Here is a 219-nt window from a genome sequence, read left to right as displayed (position 1 = left end):
ATGAAGTAGTGGCCACATCAGCCACCGGTACTGATGGCTTCTTGGCTAGCAACTATGACATCACGTATGTATCTGGTAGCTTGGCGATCACAGCTCGTCCGATCACCTTGACTGCGGATAACCGCACGAAGGTTTATGGTGACGGCCTCACATTAGGCACATCAGCCTTCACAAAGACTGCTGGCACCTATGCCAATAGTGAAGTGGCCACGGCTGTGA

At 52.1% G+C, this 219-nt stretch carries 1 protein-coding gene; it reads left to right on the top strand.

Annotated features, from left to right (window positions below; all coding sequences use genetic code 11):
* Window positions 1–219: hypothetical protein (locus ICE88_RS08475; protein WP_216252070.1), on the top strand; the 219-nt coding region annotated here is incomplete at both ends.

Source organism: Polynucleobacter sp. AM-26B4 (assembly GCF_018882285.1).
In the GTDB taxonomy this organism is placed as follows: domain Bacteria; phylum Pseudomonadota; class Gammaproteobacteria; order Burkholderiales; family Burkholderiaceae; genus Polynucleobacter.
The sequence above is the reverse complement of the archived record's forward strand: the minus strand, read 5'-3'. Positions and strand labels throughout refer to the sequence as shown.